At 65.6% G+C, this 20,428-nt stretch carries 15 protein-coding genes; 10 read left to right on the forward strand and 5 right to left on the reverse strand.

Annotated features, from left to right (window positions below; all coding sequences use genetic code 11):
• Positions 1-39 precede the first annotated feature (39 nt).
• The 5 genes from ACFQ2S_RS19330 to ACFQ2S_RS19350 form a co-directional block, all read right to left on the reverse strand.
• The gene (locus ACFQ2S_RS19330) at positions 40-3,246 is read right to left on the reverse strand and encodes an efflux RND transporter permease subunit (RefSeq protein ID WP_386077013.1); all 3,207 of its coding nucleotides are present in this window, start codon (positions 3,244-3,246) and stop codon (positions 40-42) included.
• Entirely contained in the window at positions 3,239-4,219 is a 981-nt protein-coding gene (locus tag ACFQ2S_RS19335) for an efflux RND transporter periplasmic adaptor subunit (protein WP_386077015.1), read from the reverse strand. The genes ACFQ2S_RS19330 and ACFQ2S_RS19335 overlap by 8 nt, the downstream gene beginning before the upstream one ends.
• Before the next feature lie 228 nt (positions 4,220-4,447).
• Positions 4,448-5,110, reverse strand: a complete 663-nt coding sequence (locus tag ACFQ2S_RS19340) for a cytochrome b/b6 domain-containing protein (RefSeq protein WP_089230529.1) — start codon at positions 5,108-5,110, stop codon at positions 4,448-4,450.
• 1 nt (position 5,111) lies between these two features.
• On the reverse strand, positions 5,112-6,692 hold the full coding sequence (locus tag ACFQ2S_RS19345) for a tetrathionate reductase family octaheme c-type cytochrome (RefSeq protein WP_386077018.1): 1,581 nt from the start codon (positions 6,690-6,692) through the stop codon (positions 5,112-5,114).
• A gap of 529 nt (positions 6,693-7,221) precedes the next feature.
• Entirely contained in the window at positions 7,222-8,073 is an 852-nt protein-coding gene (locus ACFQ2S_RS19350; RefSeq protein ID WP_386077019.1) for a MurR/RpiR family transcriptional regulator, read from the reverse strand.
• Between the two features lie 132 nt (positions 8,074-8,205).
• On the opposite strand from ACFQ2S_RS19350, the gene ACFQ2S_RS19355 reads away from it, so the two are divergent.
• From ACFQ2S_RS19355 to ACFQ2S_RS19400, 10 genes are all read left to right on the forward strand, one after another.
• Positions 8,206-9,018, forward strand: a complete 813-nt coding sequence (locus ACFQ2S_RS19355) for an N-formylglutamate amidohydrolase (protein WP_386077021.1) — start codon at positions 8,206-8,208, stop codon at positions 9,016-9,018.
• A 26-nt stretch (positions 9,019-9,044) separates the two neighbouring features.
• Positions 9,045-9,569: a TRAP transporter small permease subunit gene (locus ACFQ2S_RS19360; RefSeq protein ID WP_089230527.1), complete on the forward strand. Its 525-nt coding sequence runs from the start codon at positions 9,045-9,047 to the stop codon at positions 9,567-9,569.
• On the forward strand, positions 9,569-10,894 hold the full coding sequence (locus tag ACFQ2S_RS19365; RefSeq protein ID WP_089230526.1) for a TRAP transporter large permease: 1,326 nt from the start codon (positions 9,569-9,571) through the stop codon (positions 10,892-10,894). Before ACFQ2S_RS19360 ends, ACFQ2S_RS19365 begins: the two co-directional genes overlap by 1 nt.
• Before the next feature lie 55 nt (positions 10,895-10,949).
• A complete protein-coding gene (locus tag ACFQ2S_RS19370; RefSeq protein WP_386077023.1) occupies positions 10,950-11,984 on the forward strand; it encodes a twin-arginine translocation signal domain-containing protein in 1,035 nt (344 codons plus the stop codon).
• Positions 11,985-12,083: 99 nt separating this feature from the next.
• Entirely contained in the window at positions 12,084-13,448 is a 1,365-nt protein-coding gene (locus ACFQ2S_RS19375) for a glutamine synthetase family protein (protein ID WP_386077025.1), read from the forward strand.
• Between the two features lie 61 nt (positions 13,449-13,509).
• Complete coding sequence (locus ACFQ2S_RS19380; RefSeq protein WP_386077026.1) at positions 13,510-14,886, forward strand: aldehyde dehydrogenase family protein; 1,377 nt, start codon at positions 13,510-13,512, stop codon at positions 14,884-14,886.
• A 5-nt stretch (positions 14,887-14,891) separates the two neighbouring features.
• Complete coding sequence (locus ACFQ2S_RS19385) at positions 14,892-16,037, forward strand: iron-containing alcohol dehydrogenase (RefSeq protein ID WP_386077028.1); 1,146 nt, start codon at positions 14,892-14,894, stop codon at positions 16,035-16,037.
• A 140-nt stretch (positions 16,038-16,177) separates the two neighbouring features.
• Positions 16,178-16,735: a helix-turn-helix domain-containing protein gene (locus ACFQ2S_RS19390; protein ID WP_386077029.1), complete on the forward strand. Its 558-nt coding sequence runs from the start codon at positions 16,178-16,180 to the stop codon at positions 16,733-16,735.
• 12 nt (positions 16,736-16,747) lie between these two features.
• Positions 16,748-19,192, forward strand: coding sequence for a GcvT family protein (locus tag ACFQ2S_RS19395; RefSeq protein WP_386077030.1), 2,445 nt, complete (start codon positions 16,748-16,750; stop codon positions 19,190-19,192).
• Between the two features lie 96 nt (positions 19,193-19,288).
• On the forward strand, positions 19,289-20,428 hold the full coding sequence (locus ACFQ2S_RS19400) for an MlaE family lipid ABC transporter permease subunit (RefSeq protein WP_386077031.1): 1,140 nt from the start codon (positions 19,289-19,291) through the stop codon (positions 20,426-20,428).

Genomic DNA, 20,428 nt, shown 5'->3' on the forward strand with positions numbered 1-20,428 from the left:
GAATGTCGGCGCGCGCCCATGCACGCGCCGACATGCCGATCAGGTGCGGAAAACCCGGTAGATCGCCGGGATCACCAGCACCGTCAGAAGGGTCGAACTCAGAAGCCCGAACAGAAGCGACAGCGCCAGCCCCTGGAAGATCGGATCGGCCAGGATCACAGCGGCGCCGATCATGGCCGCCACGGCCGTCAGCAGGATCGGCTTGAAGCGGATCGAGCCGGCCTCGATCAACGTCTCGACCTTGTCTTTCGACGGGTCCGCGTGCCGGATGAAATCGACCAGCAGGATCGAGTTTCGCACGATGATGCCCGCAAGCGCGATGAAGCCGATCATCGAGGGTGCCGAGAACGGTGCGTTGAACAGCCAGTGCCCGGCCATGATCCCGAGGAAGGTCAGCGGCACCGGCGTCAGCACCACAAGCGGCAGCAGGAACGAGCCGAACTGCGCCACCACGAGGATGTAGATGCCCAGCAAAGCCACGGCGAAGGCCGCGCCCATGTCGCGGAAGGTGATCCAGGTCACCTCCCATTCGCCATCCCAGAGCAGGGTCACGACGCTTTCGTCCTCGGGCTGGCCGTTGAGGCGGATCTCGGGCTTCGTGCCCTCTTCCCACTCCATGGCGTCCAGCACCTCGGCCACGGCGAGCATGCCATAGAGCGGCGCCTCGAATTCGCCCGCCAACTCGCCCATCACCATTTCGGCCGCGCGTCCGTTGTGACGGAAGATGGGGAAGGAGGCGCTTTCCTCCGCGATCTCGACGACGTCGCCCAGTTCCACCACGCCGCGCGCACCGGGAAGGACGTTGGCCGGGATCGGGGTGGAGAGGAACCTCTCGTCGACCACGCGGTCGGATTTGTCCCGCTCGATGGTGATAGGGATCGGGTAGCGGCCGTCGCCGCGATGCGAGTAGCCCACCGTCGTGCCGGCATTCAGGATCCCGAGCGTGTCGAAGACGTCGCTCTCCTGGACGCCGAAGAACTCGAGCTGGTCGCTGGAAATCGTGGCCCTGAGCCGCCGCGGCTGGACGCCGAAGCTGTCGTCCACGTCGACCACGAAGGGAACCTCCTCGAAGGCCGCGCGGATTTTCTCCGCAGCCGCGCGACGTGTCTCTCCGTCGGGGCCGTAGACCTCGGCCAGGAGGGTCGCGATCACCGGTGGCCCCGGAGGCGGCTCCACCGTCTTGAGGCTGGTGCCCTCCGGCACCTCGATCCCGGCAATCCGCTCGCGGATCTCCAGCGCGATGTCGTGGCTGGTCCGGTCGCGGTCGGTTTTCGGGGTCAGGTTGACCTGCACATCACCCATCTCCGGCCGCGCACGCAGGTAATAGTGCCGCACCAGCCCGTTGAAGTTGAAGGGCGCCGCGTCGCCGGCATGGGTCTGCGCCGAGACCACCTCGGGCAGTTCCAGAACTACACGCGCCACCGCCTGTGCGACCGCGTCGGTCTCCTCCACCGAGGCGCCTTCCGGCAGGTCGATCACCACCGAAAGCTCCGATTTGTTGTCGAAGGGCAGCAGTTTGACCGTCACGTCGCGGGTGTAAAGCGCGGCCAGCGAGCCGAACGACAGCGCCGCCGCGAGCAGCAGGAAAACCAGGCTCCCGCCCTTCGTCCGCAGAAGCGGCCGGGCGACAGCGGCATAGATCCGCCCCAGTGCGCCACCATGATGCGCACTGCCTTCGGGGTCGTGCGCCGGCGCGCGCCCCGCGATCTTGACCATCAGCCATGGCGTGATGATCACCGCCACGAAGAAGGAAAAGATCATCGCGGCGGAGGCGTTGGCCGGGATCGGGCTCATGTAGGGGCCCATCAGTCCCGAAACGAACAGCATCGGCAGCAGCGCCGCCACCACGGTCAGCGTCGCCACGATGGTCGGGTTGCCCACCTCTGCCACGGCGCGGATCGCCTTGGTGACGCGGTCGGCCTTGTCCGGCATCGCCCAGTGGCGGGCGATGTTCTCGATCACCACGATGGCGTCGTCGACCAGGATGCCGATCGAGAAGATCAGCGCGAAGAGCGACACCCGGTTGAGCGTGTAGCCCATAATCCATGCCGCGAAGAGCGTGAGCAGGATGGTAACAGGGATCACGATGGCGACCACGATGGCCTCGCGCCAGCCGATGGCAAAGAGCACCAGAGCGACGATCGAGACGGTGGCGAGGCCGAGATGGAACAGCAGTTCGTTGGCTTTCTCGTTCGCGGTCTCGCCGTAGTCGCGCGTGACCTCGACATGCACGCTGTCGGGGATCAGCTCGTGTTCGAGTTCGTGGACACGGTGCAGAATCCCTTCGGCCACGACCACCGCGTTGGCGCCGGCGCGCTTGGCGATGGCGAGCGTCACCGCCGGAGTACGGGTGATGGTGCCGTCCTCCGCCCGGGTCACATTGGCGACGATGCGGTCCGACGTGTCGGGCACGAAGCTCACGTCGGCCACGTCGCGCACATAGACCGGGCGCTCATCGCGGGTGGTCAGCAGGAGGTTCGCGACCTCGGACGGGACCTTGAGTGTCTGACCGGCCACGAGCGCGATCTGCTCGCCGCCGTCGCGCACCAGCCCGGTCGAGAAGGCGCGGTTTGCCCCCTGCACCTTGCCGGCGAGTTGCTGAAGCGTGACGCCGTAGAGCGCGAGCCGCTCCGGGTCCGGCGCGATGCGGATGGCTTCCGGGGCCTCGCCGACGATATAGGTGAGGCCCACGTCCGGGATCTTGGCGACCTCGACCTGCAGTTCGCGCACGATGCGCGTCAGGTCATTCGCCGTCACCTCGCTCTGTGGGTCAGCCGGCGTGAGGGTCAGCGAGACGATGGCGACATCGTCGATCCCGCGGCCGACGATCAGCGGGTCGTCGATGCCCACAGGGATCCGGTCCATGTTGGCCCGCACCTTCTCGTGCACCCGCAGGATGGCCGAGTCCGAGGAGGTGCCCACCAGGAACCGGGCGGTGACCATCGCGTAGTCGTCTGCGGTCTGGGAATAGACGTGCTCCACGTCGTTGATGCCCTTGACGATGGTCTCCATCGGCTCGGTCACCAGCTTCATCGCGTCCTCGGCCTTGAGCCCGGGCGCCTGGATGTGGATGTCGACGAGCGGAACCGAGATCTGCGGTTCCTCCTCTCGCGGCAGGCTGACAAGGGCGATCAGGCCAACCGCCAAGCTGGCGAGGATGATGAGCGGGGTCAGCGCGGAACGGATGAAGGCGCTGGTCAGGCCGCCGGCAATGCCGCGGCGCATGGGATCGGACTGGTCACTCATGGTGCGCCACCAGTGTCTCGCCGCCCTTCAGCCCGGACAGAACCTCTATGGCAGGCGCACCGTCGAACTCGACGGCTTCCCCAAGGACGATCGTGCGCTGCACTGGCGCCCCGTCCGGTCCCGCCACGGTGACGAAATCGAGCCCCATGCGCGAGGTCACGGCCTGGGGCGGCACGATCACGGCCTCGGTCATGCCGACGGGCAAGCGCACCGGCACGCGGGCGTCGACGAAATCCTGGCTCAGGCCCTCGACCTCGACATCCGCGATCACCCGGCCGTTCTCGATCTGCGGATAGATCTTTGCCAGGGTGCCAGTCTGCGTTTCCGCTCCGCCGCCGATCCGGATCTCGGCCCCCTGCTCGAGGAACCCCGCGTGGCGCTCCGGCACCGCAAGGCGCAGGAAGAACCCGCCGCCGCCGATGGTCGCGATGGTTTCGCCCGGCATGACGACGGTTCCGGCGGTTACCGGCACATTGAGCACCGTGCCCGACAGCGGCGCCAGCACCGCGCCCTCGGATTCCTGCTGGAGCAGCACCTCACGGTTCGCCTCGGCGGCATCGATCTGGCCGGTGATCACGTTCACTTGCGTGCGCAGGGAATCGAGGTTCTGTGCCGTCGTGACACCGCGTTGCAGCAGGCTTTCGCCCCGCCCCTGCTCCGTCCGGGCGTTTTCGAGCTGCGCCTGGAGCGATCGCAGCTGCGCGTCCACGGCGCCAAGCTGCAATGCCAGCTTCTCGTCGCTGACGGTGGCGATCAGGTCGCCCTCTTCCACCCGCGATCCCTCGGCAACGCCAAGCTCCACCAGCGTCCCCCCAAGACGCGAGCGCGCGGGTATGCTGTCGCGGGTCTCGATGCGCCCGAAAACGGCCTTCCACTCGGGGATTTCCACCTGACGTGCCTGCATTGCGTCTTGCGCCTCGGCGGCGAGCGGCAGGGTCAGGGCGAGCAAGAACGGGATGATGTGACGTGGCATTCGGGACCTCCTGTCCAACCGGCGATCGCCAACATATGCTATTTTGTGAATATTTATCAAGCCCCACCGGGCGAGTCGCGGAGCGAAGCACTGGGAACATCGGAAGCCTACGCCTCAAACGCCCGGAAAACAGGGGTTTGGCCTGCCACATCCCGTCGCAGTGCGGGGTCCGGCGCAGCCGAAAGGCGGCGCATCGCGCCGCCCTCCAGTCTTTCCCGCGCTTCTGCCTCAGGCGACAGGCTTGATCCGGCCGGGTTCGTCGGCCTCCAGGTAGGCCTCTTCCGCCGGTGTCAGTTCGATGTCGTCATAGCCCGTGAACATCGGCCGGATGTGCTGCCAGACCGAATGGCCGGTGGTCATCAGGTAGAGATGCATGACAATGAACGACAGGATCCCGAAAGCCGCGAGCACGTGCAGGTTGCCCACGATCTCGATCCAGAACCCGGACCCGGCCGCCGGCTCCCACAGGCGATAGGTCAGGTAGGCGATGCCGGTGATCCAGATCGTCGGGAAGATCAGCAGCTTGAGCGCCAGGTAGGCCATCGCCTGCAACGGATTGTGCTTGCGCCAGTAGGCCTTGCGGTAGGGGTGCTTCTCGCCCTTGAAGATGCCGAAGGAGTAGAAGCGGATCACCTGCCACAGCCCATCCGACGTCGGCACGTAGTGCTTCCAGGTGCCGGTGGTGAAGTGCCAGAAGATCGCGAAGACCCACAGCACCATCAGCAACAGCGCCGAGTAGGTGTGCACCACCACGGCCTGATCGTAGGGGATCATCTCGTGGATGCCGTAGAGCCGGAACCCGGTGAAGGTCATCACCAGCACGAGCACCACCTGGCCCCAGTGCCAGAACCGTTCGAATGGCGGGTAGATCTTGACCAAACGTTCGGACATCTCAGTGCTCCTTCATGTTCTTGCGGCCGAGAAAGCGCATGATCGCGTGGCCGATGATGCCGAGAAGCGTCAGCGCAAGGATCACGGCGCCCAGCTTGCCGCCCGGTCCCATCGGGTTGGCGCCCGGGATGTGGATGCCGGCGATATTCGCGAGGCGGCCGTTCTCCTTGTGGCACTCCTCGCATTGCACCGCATCCTTGGCAGGGGCGACCATGTGGGTGATGGGCCAGTACATCTCCGTCTCGACGAAGTCGTATTCACCGGAGAACTCGGTGCCGGAAGCCTTGGCGCCGGCCTCGAAGGATTTCACCCAGTCCCACTTGCCCCAGTACGCCGTGTCTGAGCCCGGACCGAACAGGTGCGGATAGAGCAGCCGGTTGCGAACCGTGTCGTAGGGTTGCTTGCCGCGCATGACCTTAAACGGCCAGATGCGGCTCGCTTCGTCGTCCTGGCTGCCCTCGATCATGTTGACCTCGACGATGCCGGTCGGATCGATGTCCATATCGGCATTGGCGTACTCAACCTGGCCGTCGAACCAGAAGTATTCCGGCTGGGCGTTCTCGGCCCATTCGAAATCGCCTTTCATCGTGTCGTAGGTGGGGAACCCCTTGCCGGTGCTGGACTCGAAGCCCTTCTTCTTCATCGGTTTGCCGTCGTCGCCCATCTGGCCGGCGGTCGACCAGTCCCACATGGTCTTGGTCGGAGCGCCACCCTTGGCGTACTCGGGAATGTGGCAGGTCTGGCAAGCGATCTTGTCGCGGTGGCTGTTCAGCTTGAAACCGATCAGGGTCAGGCTGTCGTGCGGTTCGGTGTCATGGCAGCTTTCGCAGGTTGCCACGTCCCGCCGCTGGCCAGGAAGCCCCGCGCCCTCGGTATCTTTCGCCGTCACGTTGTAGCGAGATCCGTGCCAGAGGTGCTGGTCGGACACGTGGCATTCCGAACAGGTGAAGTTCAGCCCGTCGGAGGCCATGTGAACGTCGATATCCTCGGTCGGGTTGTGCAGCACCGACGAGAGATCCCCGTGTTTCACGTTGTCGCCGCCACCACCGTAGAAGTGGCAGTTGCCGCAATTGTCGCGGTCAGGCAGTCCGACGCTCTGGGCGACCAGCTTGAGGTCCACCGGCTGGGCCGGCTTGCCCATGTTGGTCATGGCGCCTTCCTTGACCTCCTTGCCGAAGGGCTGGCCGGCGCCGGCGGGGATCTTGGCGTAGGTGTCGGACTTGTCGTGGCAGACAAGGCAGTCGACCGCATTGGCTTCCTGCGGCGGAGGCTCGTTCATGTCCTTCCAGCCGAAGCCCACGTGGCAGGAGGTGCAGCGCGGTTCGTTGGCTGCGACACCGACGCAATAGGAGTTGATGACATTGTTCTTGCCGAGGTCCTGACCGGTTATCGGGTGCTCGTAATCCCAGGTCCAGTGGATCGACTGCTTGACCTGGTCCGAGGCCTCGGTGTGGCAGGTCAGACAGGCCGCCGTGACCTCCGGGCCGCTGGCGAACTCCTTCTGGAGCACTTCCACCTTCGAATGGTCGACCGTCGTGCCGGAGCCCTTGTCCGGCGGCACGGCCGCCTCTTGAGCCGCCACGGCTCCGACTCCTCCAAGAGCGAGAGCGAGGCTGACGATTGCCAACGTCTTTCCGGGTAGCATGAACGGGTCCCTCCATCTCCAGGCGGCGCGGGCGCACCTGACCGCTTCCAGAGATACAGGGACGAGAAACGCCCCGCCTTGATCCAACACAAATTATGAATATTTGAATATTCCCGAGTGAAACAAAAATATATTTCGAAAATGCGCCTATTTCCGACCGTCAGAGCCATCAGGACGACAACCGGTAACGCCAACACAATTTATTCTATATTTGAATTGCTTCTTTTGCGTCATGCACACGCATTTTCCCTGCCCAAATCGCCCGTTTCGGGCACCTTCGGCCCTTTCGCTTCACCAGCAATTCCGAGGGCAAACATCGCCGATTCGCCTGCAGGAGTGTTGCATTTTCTCTTGCCCCGAACCTGAAGCAGCACGTCGCCGTCTCGACGGCATCAACAGGCCACACCGCGGAATAAACCAGCAACCCATATGCACCTTGAAAACGGTGTTGTCCGCCCCTTGCCCCTCAGTCGGGAGACCGGAACAGCCGGGTCGTCGAGAACATGGCTTCGAGCTCCTCGATCCGGTGGCGGCTCTGCTCCCAACGGGCGCGCTGCACCTCGGCAATCAGCGCCTCGACGATGAGCATGATTGCGATGGTGGAGTCCCAGCTCGACGGCACTTCCACCTGGGCATGGAAAACATGCTGGGCGACCTTGCCGATGGGCGAGCCCCACTGGTCGGTGAACAGCACGAGCTTGCAGCCCCGCTCGCGGGCAAGCGTCGCCAGCCGGAACATGTCGCTCTCGTAGCGGCGAATGTCGAACAGCACGAGCGTCGCCGTCTCGTCCATGTCGAGGATGTACTGCGGCCAGACATTCACCGAATTGCCGATCTGGGTGACGTTCGGGCGAATGATCTGCAAGTGGTTGAAGAGGTAGTCGGCATTCGACCGGGTAATCCGGCCGCCGGCGACATAGACTTGCCGCCTGGTATCCGCCAACAGGCCGGCGACGGCATCGAATTGCGCCCTGTCCAGCCGTTCGAGCGTGTGGCGCAGGTTGTCGGCAACGGCCTCGGCAAAGCGGTTGACGGCGTGCTCGTCACTGCACCCGGAAGCCCAGTCCTCGTGCTTGGAGATCGGCTTCTTGATCTGCGCCGCCACCTCGTCCCGCAGCGCCTCCTGAAGCGTCGGGAAGCCGTCGAACCCCAGCTTGCGCGCCATGCGGATGACCGTCGGGGTGGAAACCTCCGCCGCGGTGGCGAAGCGCGTGATCGATTGCAACCCGACCATGGGATAATCGCGCAGCAGGACATTCGCGAGCTGCAGTTCCGAACGGGTCAGCTCCGACATGTTGTCCTGCAGAAGCTGCTTCACCGTTTTCCTGGGGACGGTTCCGGACACGACCTGCCTGCGTTCATAACATATTTTACAGGCTAGGATCGCCCTGTAACGATGTCTACAGAAATCTTGTTGACAGGTCAGGAACGGGTCTGACCAATGGGAACCATGATCCAAACGACCGAGTCATCCCTGCTCGGGCCGAAAGAAGGCCCGCCCGTCCGCACCCTGAATGCGGGCGGCGGTGGTGACTTCGTGCTGGTCTGCGAACATGCCTCGCGCTTCATCCCGGCCGCCCTGGGCGAGCTTGGGCTGGACGAGGAAGCCAAGCATTCCCACGCCGCCTGGGACATCGGCGCCCGCGACCTGGCTGTCGAACTGATGGCGGAGCTCGACGCGCCACTTGTCGCCGCGCGGGTCTCCCGGCTGGTCTACGATTGCAACCGCCCGCCCGAGGCCCTCGACTCCGTCCCCGCCCGGAGCGAGCGTTTCGAGATTCCCGGCAACCGGGACTTGACCGCTGCCGCCCGCGAACAACGCGCCAGCGAGATCTACGCCCCCTTCCGCAAGGAACTGACCAGCACGCTCGACCGGCGCAAGGGGCCTGCCCTGCTGGTGACGATCCACAGTTTCACGCCCGTGTACATGGGTCGCCCACGCGAGGTCGAGCTGGGCCTGCTGCATGACGCCGACGCGCGGATGGCCGACGCGATGATGGCGATCGCCAGCCGTCACACCGGGATGACCACGGCGCTCAACGCGCCCTACGCCGCGAGCGACGGGGTTACCCATACCTTGCGGGACCACGGGGTCGCGCGAGGCCTCTCCAACGTGATGATCGAGGTGCGCAACGACCTCATCGACACGCCGTCGGGCGTGCACAGGGTGGCAGCAGAACTGGCCGGCATGCTGCGGGAGATCACCCCTCCCCTGCTCGCTGATACGGCCGCGCCGGCCACCGCAGAGACCACAACGGACTGACAGGCAGGAAGACGAACGGGCCGGACATGGAATTCGCCAGACGCTACATACGCCTCATAGACGGAATGAACCGCATCATCGGCCGGATCGTGATGTACGGCATCTTCGTGATGATGGGCATCCTGCTTTGGTCCTCGATCTCCAAGACTTTCTTCCTGCCATCGCTCTGGACGCTGGAAATGGCGCAATTCGCCATGGTCGCCTATTACATGCTCGGCGGCCCCTACTCGATCCAGATGGGCTCCAACGTGCGGATGGACCTGCTCTACGGCGAATGGAGCAACCGCCGCAAAAGCCAGATCGACGCGATCACCGTGCTGTTCCTGATCACCTACCTCGGCTTCCTGCTCTGGGGCGGGATCGACAGCACGATCTACTCGTTCCAGTACGGCGGCGAGCGCAGCCCCACCGCCTGGCGTCCCTATCTGTGGCCGATCAAGGTGATCATGGTCACCGGCATCTTCCTGATGCTGCTGCAGGCGATCTCGGAACTGCTCAAGGACATCCTGCGCCTCAAGGGCGTGCCCTACCCGCGCGAGGAGCAGATCTGATGTCCTACGACATGATCGCCATCCTGATGTTCTCCTCGATGATGCTGATGCTGCTCACCGGGCAGCGCGTCTTCGGCGCCATCGGCTTCGTTGCCGTCATCTCCGCCTACTTCCTGTGGGGCGACCGCGGGGGATACGACCTCGGCTTCTCGGCCGCGATGAAGCTGATGAAATGGTATCCGCTGCTGACCCTGCCGATGTTCATCTTCATGGGGTACATCCTCAGCAACAGCCGCATCGCGGACGACCTCTACAAGATGTTCCACGTCTGGATGGGCGGCCTGCGCGGCGGTCTCGCTATCGGGACCATCGGATTGATGGTGCTGATCTCGGCGATGAACGGTCTGTCGGTCGCCGGCATGGCGATCGGCGCCACCATCGCGCTGCCGGAGCTGCTGAAGCGCGGCTACGACAAGCAGATGGTGACGGGCGTGATCCAGGCCGGCTCCTCGCTCGGTATCCTCGTACCGCCCTCCGTCGTGCTCGTGCTCTACGCAATGATCGCGCGCCAGCCGGTCGGCCAGCTCTGGCTCGCCGGCGTCGTCCCGGGGTTGATGATGGCCGCGATGTTCGTCATCTACATTGCCCTGCGCTGCCGGCTCCAGCCCTCGCTCGGCCCGGTTTTGCCGGAGGAGGACCGCGACATCCCGATGTCGGAGAAGCTGGCGCTACTGCGTGCCGGTCTGCTGCCGATCTTCATCTTCGCGGCGATGATGGTGCCTTTCGTCAACGGCTGGACCTCGCTCGTCGAAAGCTCCGCCATCGGGGCGCTCGCCGCGTTTCTCGCGGCCGTGGTGAAGCGCCGTATGACCTGGGAGGTCTTCGAGCATTCGGTGCGCGCCACCCTTGGCATCACCTGCATGTTCATGTGGATCATCCTCGCCGCCCTCGCCTTCGGCGCTGTGTTCGACGGGCTCGGCGCGGTCAAGGCGATCGAGAGCGTCTTCACCGAGAAGCTCGGGCTTTCCCCGTGGATGATCCTGATCCTGATGCAGCTGAGCTTCATCCTTATGGGCACCTTCCTCGACGACACCGCGATGCTGGTGATCGTCGCACCGCTCTACGTGCCGCTGGTCAAGGCGCTCGGCTTCGACCTGATATGGTATGGTGTGCTCTACACCATAACCACGCAGATCGCCTACATGACCCCGCCCTTCGGCTATAACCTGTTCCTGATGCGCGCGATGGCGCCGCCCGAGATCCGGCTCAAGGACATCTATGTCTCGATCATTCCCTTCGTCTTCGTGATGGTCGGCGCGCTGACGCTGGTGATGGTCTTCCCCCAGATCGCGCTCTGGCTGCCCGAGTACGTCTATTCGAAGTAACCACCAGACCCCGAAAACGGGGCGACAACCCTAGGAAACCAACAGGAGGTTGGACATGACGACGAGACGGAATTTCCTGAAAGGCTCCGCCGCGCTGGCGCCCGGAGCGGTGCTGGCGACGCCGGCGCTCGCGCAATCCACGATCACGTGGCGGATGCAGACCTATGCCGGCCCGGCCCTCGCCGAGCACGTAATCGACCCGGCGATCAAGATGTTCAACACCATCGCCGGCGACCGGATGCAGATCGAGCTGTTCTACGCCGACCAGCTCGTGCCCACGGGCGAGCTGTTCCAGGCGCTCCAGCGCGGCACCATCGACGCCGTGCAGTCCGATGACGACTCGATGGCCTCGCCCACCGAGGTGACGGTGTTCGGCGGCTACTTCCCCTTCGCCTCGCGCTACTCGCTCGACGTGCCTGTGCTGTTCAACCAGTACGGGCTGAACGAGATCTGGGATGCCGAGTATTCCAAGGTCGGGGTCAAGCACATCTCCGCCGGCGCCTGGGATCCCTGCCACTTCGCCACCAAGGATCCGATCAACTCGCTGGCCGACCTGCAGGGCAAGCGGGTCTTCACCTTCCCCACCGCCGGCCGCTTCCTGACCCAGTTCGGCGTGGTCCCGGTGACCCTGCCCTGGGAGGACATCGAGGTCGCCGTGCAGACCGGCGAGCTGGACGGTATCGCTTGGTCGGGCATCACCGAGGATTACACGGTCGGCTGGGCCGACGTGACCAACTACTTCCTCACCAACAACATCTCCGGCGCCTGGGCCGGCAGCTTCTTCGCCAACATGGACCGCTGGAACGAGCTGCCCGAGGATCTGCAGACACTGTTCCGCGTCTGCTGCGACCAGTCGCATTACTACCGCCAGTGGTGGTACTGGGGCGGCGAGGCCAGCCTGCGCGTCAACGGCGACAAGATGCAGCTCACCACGATCCCCGATGCCGAATGGGCGACCGTCGAGGAAGCCGCCGTCGCCTTCTGGGACGAGATAGCCGCGGAATCCGAGACCAAGGCCAAGGTCGTGGAGATCATCAAGAAGTACAACGCCGACATGCAGAAGGCCGGCCGGCCCTACCGCTACGGCTGAGCCCGCGACCACAGGAGGGATCGGCCCGCAAGGGCCGACCCGACAATAGGAAAATGACCGGCCCCTCGGGGCCGGTCGCCGATTGACAAGAGGACGAACATGCCCGCCCCGCTCACTTTCGACGCCCTGAAAGCCGCCGTCGACGACGGCTCCATCGACACCGTCCTGGTCTGCCAGGTCGACATGCAGGGCCGGCTCATGGGCAAGCGCTTTCATGCACGGAACTTCGTGGACCATGCCTGGGAAGAGACCCATTGCTGCAACTACCTGCTGGCGACCGACCTCGAGATGGCGACGCCCAACGGCTACGCCTCCACCTCCTGGGCCGCCGGCTACGGCGACTACGTGATGAAGCCGGATCTGAGCACAATCCGCCCGGTGCCCTGGCTCGAAGCAACGGCGATGGTTCTCTGTGACATCCTCGATCACGACAGCCACGAGCCGGTGCCACATGGTCCACGGCAGGTTCTGAAAGCGCAGATCGCCCGGCTCGAGGCCCTCGGCCTGATCCCGATGATGGCGACCGAGCTGGAGTTCTTCCTCTTCGAGAAGAGCTTCGAGGAGATCCGCAAGTCCGGCTACCGCGACCTGGAGACGCTCTCCGGGCACAACGCCGACTACAACATCCTTCTCAGCGGCCGCGACGAGGTGGTCATGCGCCCGCTGCGCAACCACCTCGTCGCCGCAGGCATTCCGGTGGAAAACACCAAGGGCGAGGCCGAGACCGGCCAGGAAGAGCTCAACATCCGCTATGCCGATGCGCTGGCCTGCGCCGATCACCACACCATCGCCAAGCATGCGACCAAGGAGATCGCCTGGGCCCACGGCCACGCAGCGAGCTTCCTACCCAAGTGGCACCACGACAAGGTCGGAAGCGCCAGCCACGTGCACATGTCGCTCTGGAACGGCAGCGAGCCTGCGTTCTACGACGCCAGGGCGCCGCATGGCATGTCGGACCTGATGCGCAACTTCTGCGCCGGCCTGCTGCGCTATGCGCCCGACTATACCTACTTCATGGCGCCCTACGTGAACAGCTACAAACGCTTCGTGAAGGGTACCTTCGCCCCCACCAAGACCGCATGGTCGGTGGACAACCGCACCGCGGGTTTCCGGCTCTGCGGCGAGGGCACGAAGGGCGTGCGCATGGAATGCCGTATCGCCGGCTCCGACATGAACCCCTATCTCGCCCAGGCCGCCTTTCTGGCCGCCGGGATTAAAGGGATCGAGGAGAAGCTGGAGCTGCCCCCCGCCACCGTCGGCGACATCTACGAGGACAGCGACGCCGGCGAGATCCCCCACACGCTGCGCGACGCGACCGAGACCCTTCGCAACTCCGCGATGCTCAGGGAGGCGATGGGCGATTTCGTCGTCGACCATTACACCCGCTGCGCCGAGGTCGAGCAGGAAGCCTTCGACCGCGTGGTGACCGACTGGGAACTCTCGCGCGGCTTCGAGGGCGCCTGACCCATCTGCCCAGCCCCTGCCGCGGGGCCGGGCCACTCACAACGGCTGAACTGGAAGAGCCATGACAAAAACCGTGAAATGCATCTCGCCGATCGACGGATCGGTCTATGCCGAACGTCCCGTGCTGAGCCGGGACGACGCCTTTTACGCCGCCGCCCGCGCCCGCGCCGCACAACCCGCCTGGGCCGCCCGCCCGATGGCCGAGCGCATCGCGCTCGTCCGCGCTGCCGTGGCCGAAGTGGGCAAGACCACCGACCGCATGGCCGTGGAACTGGCGCACCAGATGGGCCGCCCGGTCCGCTATGGCGGCGAGTTCGGAGGTTTCAACGAACGCGCCACCTACATGGCCGACATCGCCGAGCAGGCGCTCGCCCCGATCGTCATCGAGGACAGCGACAAATTCCTGCGCAAGATCGAGCGCGAGCCGCATGGCGTGGTTCTCGTGGTCGCGCCCTGGAACTACCCTTACATGACCGCGATCAACACCATCGCACCGGCGCTGATTGCCGGCAACACCGTGGTGCTGAAGCACGCGGCGCAGACCCCGCTCGTGGGCGAGAGGATGGCCGAGGCCTTCCACGCCGCGGGCATCCCCGAGGACGTGTTCCAGAACGTCTTCCTCGACCACGACACCACCTCCGCGCTGATCGCCGGCCGCGCCTTCGACTTCGTGAATTTCACCGGTTCAGTCGGCGGTGGGCAGGCAATGGAACGCGCCGCCGCTGGCACCTTCACCGCCGTCTCGACCGAGCTTGGCGGCAAGGACCCGGGCTACGTGCGGGCCGATTCCGATATCACTGCCGCGGCAGAGACACTGATCGACGGGGCGATGTTCAACTCCGGCCAGTGCTGCTGCGGGATCGAGCGGATCTACGTGGACGAAAGCGTCTTCGACGCCTTCCTCGAGAAATGCGTTGAAATCGTGAAGGGCTACAAGCTCGGGAACCCGCTGGACCCGGAGACCACCATCGGCCCGATGGCCAACGTCCGCTTCGCAAACGAAGTGCGCGCGCAGGTGGCCGAGGCGCTCGAAGCCGGCGCCGTGGCCCATATCCCGGCCAGCCCGGCGGATGACGGCGGCACCTATCTCAGCCCGCAGATCCTGACCAACGTCACCCACGACATGCGGGTGATGCGCGACGAGACTTTCGGCCCCGTCGTCGGCATCATGCCGGTCAAGGACGACGAGGAGGCGATCGCGCTGATGAACGACAGCGTGTTCGGCCTGACCTGTTCGATCTGGACGGCCGACACCGCCGCCGCGAACGCCATCGGCAAGCGGCTCCAGACCGGCACCGTCTTCATGAACCGCTGCGACTATCTCGACCCGGCGCTCTGCTGGACCGGCTGCAAGGACACCGGCCGCGGCGCCGGCCTGTCGGTACTGGGCTTCCACGCCCTCACCCGTCCGAAATCCTACCACCTCAAGAAAGCCTGACCGCCATGAAACTGGTTGGAAACTGGAACTATCCCACCCCGGTCCGCTTTGGCGCCGGACGGATCACCGAGATCGCCGATGCCTGCGCCGCCGCCGGCATCACCAGGCCGCTGCTGGTCACCGACCGCGGGCTTGCCAGCATGGCGATCACCACCCACACGCTGGACCTGCTGAACGAGGACGGTCTCGGGCGGGCGATGTTTTCCGAGGTCGACCCGAACCCCTCCGACAAGAACGTCGAGGCCGGGCTGAAGGTCTATCGCGAAGGCGGCTTCGACGGCGTTGTCGCCTTTGGCGGCGGCTCGGGCCTCGACCTTGCCAAGACACTCGCCTTCATGGCCGGGCAGTCTCGCCCGCTGTGGGATTTCGAGGATGTCGGAGACTGGTGGACCCGTGCCGACCCCGCGGGCATCCACCCGATCGTGGCCGTGCCGACCACCGCCGGCACCGGCTCCGAGGTCGGCCGCGCCAGCATCATCACCAATTCCGAGACCCACGAGAAGAAGATCATCTTCCACCCGAAGATGCTGCCCTCGGTGGTGATCTGCGATCCGGAACTGACGGTCGGGATGCCGAAATTCATCACCGCCGGCACCGGGCTCGACGCCTTCGCGCATTGCGTGGAAGCCTTCTGCTCGCCGCATTACCACCCGATGAGCCAGGGCATCGCGCTCGAAGGGATGCGGCTGGTCAAGGAGCACCTGCCCCGCGCCTATGCGGACGGCACCGACCTCGAGGCGCGGGCGCACATGATGTCGGCCGCCGCGATGGGCGCGACCGCGTTCCAGAAGGGGCTCGGGGCGATTCATGCGCTGAGCCACCCGATCGGCGCGGTGCACCACACCCATCACGGCACCACCAACGCTGTCTGCATGCCCGCGGTGCTGCAGTTCAACCGCGCGCCCTGCGAGGGCATCCTCGGCCAGGCGGCGGCCTATCTGGGCATTGACGGCGGGTTCGACGGGTTCTGCGCATATGTGGACGAACTCAACGCCTCGCTGGGCATCCCCCGGACGCTGACCGAGCTTGGCGTCACGGACCCGGATCTCGACGCGCTGACGAAATCCGCGCTGAACGATCCGAGCACCGGCGGCAATCCGGTCGAAATGACCTATGAAAATACTCGGAAGCTGTTCGAGACGCTTCTCTAGAGTGCTCAACGCGGCGCGCCTCCGGGCGCGCCGCGGCCCTTCCGGGGGCGATTTCTGCACTGCGCTGCAGAATCCCGATTGACAGCCGCACACCCACTCTGTGAAATTTTGGTCGAAAATTTCATGAGAGCGGATCAGCCATGAGCGGCAACGATACCCTTGGAAAGGACCTCCGCGCCCTGCGGACCTCGCGCAAGATGACGCTGGAAGAGCTCGCCGGTGCGCTCGGACGCTCCGTCGGCTGGGTCAGCCAGGTGGAGCGGGACATCTCGACGCCGCGCATGTCCGACCTGCAGGCCATCGCCAAGGTGTTCGACGTCCCCGTCTCGCTGTTCTTCGGCAATGCCGATGCGCCGGAGGCCGAGCGCGGCCGCGTGGTGCGCGCCTCGGCCCGGCGGGTCATGGGCGAGAACGAGGGCGGCCTGGTCGAGACGCTGATCTCGCCGGACCTGACCGACAGTTTCGAGGTGATCCACTCCACCTTCCTGCCCGGCGCCAGCCGCATGACCCCGGTCGCCCGCCCGACCCAGGAGGTGGTCTGGATGGCGTCGGGCAAGCTCGACATCTGGCTCGACGACCAGAAGTTCACCATTGCCGCCGGCGACAGCTTCCGCATCCGCGAGCAAAGCTACTGCTGGGCCAACCCCTACGACTCCCCCGCCATCGCCATCTGGGTCATTTCTCCGCCCGTCTACTGAGGAACCACCTTCATGCCTCTTCCCCCAAAGCAGGCCCGCGTCGTCATCATCGGAGGCGGGGTCATCGGCTGCTCCGTCGCCTACCACCTGACCAAGCTCGGCTGGACCGACGTCGTGCTGCTCGAGCGCAAGCAACTCTGCTCCGGCACCACCTGGCACGCCGCCGGGCTGATCGCCCAGCTGCGCGCGACGCAGAACATGACCCGGCTCGCCCGCTACAGCCAGGAGCTCTACGGCACGCTTGAGGAGGAGACCGGCATGTCGACCGGCTTCAAGCGGGTCGGCTCGATCACCGTGGCGCTGACGGCGGAGCGGCAGGAGGAACTGCTGCGCCAGGCATCGATGGCGCGGGCCTTTGGCGTGGAAGTCGAGCCGATCTCGCCCACGGAGGTTCAGGCGCGCTACGGGTACCTGAATTGCGAGGGCGTGGTCGGCGGCGTCTACCTGCCGCTGGACGGCCAGGGCGACCCATCGAACATCGCGCTGGCGCTGGCCAAGGGCGCGCGGATGCGCGGCGCGCAGGTGCTGGAACGCACCAAGGTCACCGGCCTGCGCAGGGACGGCCGGCGGGTGACCGGCGTGCACTGGCAGAGCGCCGAGGGCGAGGGCGAGATCACCTGCGATCACGTCGTCAACTGCGCCGGCATGTGGGCGCACGAGGTCGGACTCATGGCCGGCACCAACGTGCCGCTGCACGCCTGCGAGCATTTCTACATCGTCACGGACAAGATCCCCGGCCTCGAGCAATTGCCCGTCCTGCGGGTGCCGGATGAATGCGCCTATTACAAGGAGGACGCGGGCTCGATCCTTCTCGGCGCCTTCGAGCCGAACGCCAAGCCTTGGGGGATGAATGGCATCCCCGAGAGCTTCGAGTTCGACCAGTTGCCGGAGGACTTCGATCATTTCGAGCCGATCCTCGAAATGGCGGTGAACCGGCTGCCGATGCTTGCCGAAGCCGGCATCCAGACCTTCTTCAACGGCCCCGAGAGCTTCACGCCCGACGACGCCTATCACCTCGGCCTTGCGCCCGAGATGGACAACGTCTGGGTCGCCGCCGGGTTCAACTCGGTGGGCATCCAGTCGGCAGGCGGCGCCGGGATGGCGCTGGCCGATTGGATGGAGACGGGCGAGAAGCCGTTCGACCTCGGCGACGTCGACATCTCGCGGATGCAGCCCTTTCAGGGCAACAGGCACTATCTGTTCGAACGCTCGAAGGAGACGCTCGGCCTGCTCTATGCCGACCACTTCCCCTATCGGCAGAAGGCCACGGCCCGCGGCGTCCGCCGCACGCCGTTGCATGAACAGCTCAAGGCGCGCGGCGCGGTCTTTGGCGAACTGGCCGGCTGGGAGCGGGCCAACTGGTTCGCGAACGAGGGCGAGCCTGGCGAATATCGCTACAGCTGGAAGCGCCAGAACTGGTTCGAGAATTCGGCCGCGGAGCACCGCGCCGTGCGCGAGAGGGTCGGGCTCTACGACATGTCCTCCTTCGGCAAGCTCCGCGTCGAGGGGCCGGACGCGGAGGCTTTCCTCAACTACGTCGGCGGCGGCGATTACTCGGTGCCGGTGGGCAAGATCGTCTACACCCAGTTCCTGAACAGCCGCGCCGGGATCGAGGCCGACGTGACCGTGACGCGCCTGTCGGAGACTGCCTACCTCGTCGTCACCCCGGCCGCGACCCGGCTGTCCGACGAAACCTGGCTGCGCCGCCACGTGGGCGACCACCGCGTCGTCATCACCGACGTCACCGCCGGCGAGGCGGTGCTCGCGGTAATGGGGCCGAACGCGCGCGCCCTGCTCCAGTCCGTCTCGCCCAACGACTTCTCGAACGAGGCGAACCCCTTCGGCGCCGCGCAGCAGATCGAGCTGGGCATGGGCCTCGCGCGGGTGCACCGGGTGACCTACGTGGGCGAGCTGGGCTGGGAGGTCTATGTCTCTGCCGACATGGCCGCCCACGCCTTCGAGACGCTCTGGGAGGCAGGCGCCGATCACGGGCTGAAGCTCTGCGGCATGCACATGATGGATTCCTGCCGGATCGAGAAGGCCTTCCGCCATTTCGGGCACGACATCACCTGCGAGGACCACGTCCTGGAAGCGGGGCTCGGGTTTGCCGTGAAGCGCGACAAGCCGGAGTTCATCGGCCGCGACGCGCTGCTGCGCAAGCGGGACGCCGGGCTGGAGCGGCGCCTGGTGCAGTTCCGCCTGACCGACCCGGAGCCACTGCTCTACCACGCCGAGCCGATCCTGCGGGACGGCGTGGTTGTCGGCCACCTGACCTCGGGCAATTACGGGCACACGCTGGGTGGCGCTGTCGGGCTGGGATACGTCCCCTGCCCCGGCGAGACGCCGGCGGAGCTTCTGGCCTCGCGTTTCGAGATAGAGGTCGCCGGGGTGCGGGTGGCGGCGGAAGCCTCGCTCAAGCCGATGTACGACCCGCGCTCCGAGCGCGTGAAGGCCTGATCCCGATCGCCGCACGCCCCGGGTTCCCATGCCGGGGCGCCGCGTGCAGTGCGTTTCCCCCGTTCCCTGCCGCTCTGCTCTGTGAGAGGAAGGGGCATGGAGAGGAAAACCCACCGCAGGCAAGGCAGTTTCGAGATCCGCAGCGAGGCGGAGCGGACCCGCGTCGAACTCTCGGGCCGGCTCACGGTGCGGGATCTGCCGTCGCTTGAGGCGGCGCTTCGGGAGATCGATGGCGAGGGGCCGGTCGAGTTCGATCTCGCCTCCGCCGAAAGCATCGACACGAGCATCGCTTGGGCCATCGATTCCGCCCGCCAGCGGTTCGACGCCCGGCAGGCGGAGGTCACCGTCACCGGTGCCGCGCCGAACGCGGCGCAGGTGATCGAGACCGTCACCGAAGCCCGCCCCACGCCCGAACCGGCCGAGCCAGGCGCGCCCTGGCTGACCGCCTTGCTGAGCCGGATCGGCGCGGGCGTGGTTGGCATGGGCGCCCTGCTCACGGAATTCGCCGGCGTCTTCGGGATGTTCCTGGCCCGCGTCGCCCAGAGCATCATCCGGCCGCGGGAGTTCCGCCTCACAGCGCTGGTTCACCATTGCGAGGCCGTGGGCCTGCAGGCGGTGCCGATCGTGGCGCTGATGTCCTTCCTGATCGGCGTGGTCCTGGCATTCCAGGGCTCGGCCCAGCTCCGCCAGTTCGGCGCCGAGGTCTTCGTCGTCGACCTTATCGCGATCTCGATCCTGCGCGAACTCGGCGTGCTGCTGACCGCGATCATCGTCGCCGGCCGCACTGCCTCGGCCTATACCGCCGCGATCGGCTCGATGAAGATGCGCGAGGAGATCGACGCCATGCGAACCCTGGGCATCGACCCCGGCCACGCGCTGATCGTGCCGCGCGTGCTGGCGCTTTTGCTGATGCTGCCAATCCTGGGGCTGATCGCGGATGCCGCCGGCCTCTTCGGCGGCGCGCTGATGTCCTGGGTGGAGCTCGGCATCTCGCCCGCGATGTTCGCCACGCGGCTGGTCGAAGGCACGAATGTCTCCAACGTCTTCGTTGGCCTCGTGAAGGCGCCGGTCTTCGCCATCCTGATCGGCGTGATCGGCTGCCAGGCGGGGCTCAAGGTCGGAAGCACGGCGGAGTCACTTGGGCGAATGACCTCCTCCGCCGTCGTCGCGGCGATCTTCGCGGTCATCCTCGCCGACGCGATCTTCTCCATCTTCTTTCAGCAGATCGGGTTGTGA

Source organism: Tropicimonas aquimaris (genome assembly GCF_042676185.1).
GTDB lineage: Bacteria > Pseudomonadota > Alphaproteobacteria > Rhodobacterales > Rhodobacteraceae > Tropicimonas > Tropicimonas aquimaris.

What these genes read in the sequence shown, in the direction of transcription:
- ACFQ2S_RS19335 (WP_386077015.1), bottom strand. Translation starts at nt 4,219, where the DNA reads ATGCCACGTCACATCATCCCGTTCTTGCTCGCCCTGACCCTGCCGCTC.
- ACFQ2S_RS19370 (WP_386077023.1), top strand. Translation starts at nt 10,950, where the DNA reads ATGACGACGAGACGGAATTTCCTGAAAGGCTCCGCCGCGCTGGCGCCC.
- ACFQ2S_RS19390 (WP_386077029.1), top strand. Translation starts at nt 16,178, where the DNA reads ATGAGCGGCAACGATACCCTTGGAAAGGACCTCCGCGCCCTGCGGACC.
- ACFQ2S_RS19385 (WP_386077028.1), top strand. Translation starts at nt 14,892, where the DNA reads ATGAAACTGGTTGGAAACTGGAACTATCCCACCCCGGTCCGCTTTGGC.
- ACFQ2S_RS19355 (WP_386077021.1), top strand. Translation starts at nt 8,206, where the DNA reads ATGATCCAAACGACCGAGTCATCCCTGCTCGGGCCGAAAGAAGGCCCG.
- ACFQ2S_RS19330 (WP_386077013.1), bottom strand. Translation starts at nt 3,246, where the DNA reads ATGAGTGACCAGTCCGATCCCATGCGCCGCGGCATTGCCGGCGGCCTG.
- ACFQ2S_RS19375 (WP_386077025.1), top strand. Translation starts at nt 12,084, where the DNA reads ATGCCCGCCCCGCTCACTTTCGACGCCCTGAAAGCCGCCGTCGACGAC.
- ACFQ2S_RS19360 (WP_089230527.1), top strand. Translation starts at nt 9,045, where the DNA reads ATGGAATTCGCCAGACGCTACATACGCCTCATAGACGGAATGAACCGC.
- ACFQ2S_RS19395 (WP_386077030.1), top strand. Translation starts at nt 16,748, where the DNA reads ATGCCTCTTCCCCCAAAGCAGGCCCGCGTCGTCATCATCGGAGGCGGG.
- ACFQ2S_RS19380 (WP_386077026.1), top strand. Translation starts at nt 13,510, where the DNA reads ATGACAAAAACCGTGAAATGCATCTCGCCGATCGACGGATCGGTCTAT.
- ACFQ2S_RS19340 (WP_089230529.1), bottom strand. Translation starts at nt 5,110, where the DNA reads ATGTCCGAACGTTTGGTCAAGATCTACCCGCCATTCGAACGGTTCTGG.
- ACFQ2S_RS19400 (WP_386077031.1), top strand. Translation starts at nt 19,289, where the DNA reads ATGGAGAGGAAAACCCACCGCAGGCAAGGCAGTTTCGAGATCCGCAGC.
- ACFQ2S_RS19365 (WP_089230526.1), top strand. Translation starts at nt 9,569, where the DNA reads ATGTCCTACGACATGATCGCCATCCTGATGTTCTCCTCGATGATGCTG.